Source organism: Chitinimonas violaceus, assembly GCF_052601015.1.
Window position 1 is genome coordinate 1 of record NZ_JBQXDJ010000165.1, and the last position, 1685, is coordinate 1685.

Annotated in this window: 1 protein-coding gene and 2 pseudogenes; all 3 read right to left on the bottom strand. The window is 56.7% G+C overall.

The features are described 5' to 3' along the window. Positions 1–619 (bottom strand): annotated as a pseudogene (locus ACUHMQ_RS20640) (IS3 family transposase); the annotation flags it as partial. Between the two features lie 11 nt (positions 620–630). Beyond that, a complete protein-coding gene (locus ACUHMQ_RS20645) occupies positions 631–1317 on the bottom strand; it encodes a transposase (RefSeq protein ID WP_445297327.1) in 687 nt (228 codons plus the stop codon). Between the two features lie 18 nt (positions 1318–1335). Further along, positions 1336–1685: pseudogene (locus ACUHMQ_RS20650) on the bottom strand (IS110 family transposase); the annotation flags it as partial.

Here is a 1685-nt window from a genome sequence, read left to right on the forward strand (position 1 = left end):
AGCAATATTGACTCCCTCGGTCCGAATGCAGCATCAATCCTGCTTCTGGCCGTTTCCACTTTATCGCCTTCCACAACGCCTGACTGACCAAGTCTTGTGTCATTCGAGCACCCATCGCATAACCCACCATCTCGCAGGTAAACACATCCTTGATGCCCGCCAGATAGTGCCAGCCCTCATCTGTTTGGAGGTAAGTAATATCGCTCACCCAGACCTGCTTTGGGCCCGTCGGTTCAAAGGTCTGGTTCAGCAGGTTATCGGCAACAGGCAAGCAATGAGCTAAATGGGTCGTCGCTTTGAATCGCCGTTTCTGGATGCAGCAAATGCCGTCTTCGCGACGTAGTCGCGCTATCCGGTCCCGACCCGCCACTATCCCTTCGGCAGCCAGTTCAGTTTGCAGGCGTCTTGCACTATAGGTTCCGCGTGTTTTGTCGTGAGCGGCACGGATTGCCACTCGCAACCATTCGTTCTCCTGAGCCCGTCGACTCGGTGGACGTTTAAGCTAGGCATAGAAACCACAACAAGAAACCGCCAGGGTCCGGCACAGCCACGTTACCGGGTAAACCTGTCGCCATTGCTTCACGAACGCGTACCGGGCAGTGACTCCCTGGCAAAGTACGCCGTTGCTTCCTAGGAAACACCCACGGAATCCGGCGTGTTCTGGGGTTGTAATACAAAGCCGAACTGTGCCGCGCGGCGATGTAGTTGCTTGATGACCCGCGCTCGGTATGCCTGCTCGTAGTGATCAGCGCCCGGATCGCTGTAATTCATGCCGAAGCGCATAGCGTTGTAGAACAGCACTGCAATTTTACGCGCTGTTGCTGTCACAGCCTTGGCGTTACCTATGCGCGCAGCAAGACGTCGGTAGAACGCGCCCAGTGCTGTATTGCTTCTTCCGACGGAGACCGCCGCCAAGCGCAAGGCAACAGTGAGACGGTTGCTGGTCTTACGTGTATGCGAGGAGAGTACCTTGCCACCGCTGATCTTACAGCTTGGCGAGAGGGCGAGCCAGGAGGTGAACTGCTTGGCAGTTCGCCAGCGGCTCAGGTCCGTGCCGCATTCGGCAATCAAGCGCAGCGACAAGAAGGGGCCAATGCCGTGGATCTGCGTCAGGTCCGTTCCAGCGAGCTGGTACATGGCTGATCGGACGTCGAAGTTCGGATCGCTGGGTAACTTGTTGCGATGTTTTGCCTTCGGAAGTGGCGCATCCGGGACCGGTCGTTGGGCATTTAGCGCCGCGACAGTGCGCTCGATCTCAGCGTCGCATTCATCGATGCGGTCTTGGTAAAAGTCGTAAAGTGCCAATGCTTGCTTCAACGCAAAAAGATGCTCGGGCTAGTAATTGCCGACGAGTGCGTTGCGGATGGTTTCGGCGCTTTCTTTGCAGCGGACGTCACGCATTGCAGTCAGCTTGTCGGGATCGCGTTCTCCAGTGATGATCGCACGAATAATCCTCATCCCAGTGACGCCGGTGATCGTGGCGACTACATGGTGCAATTGGATATTCATGAAGGTAAGCGCCTTCTGCATGTGCTGGATGTGTGCCGCCGCGTAGTCAGTATGGCGCTCCCGGACACGAAGATAGGCGCGCAGCTCGGCAATGTCGCGGCCCGGCCTAAAGCTCGCACGCAGCAGACCACACGCATGCAAGCGCTGTAACCATTGTGCATCGTTGACGTCACTTT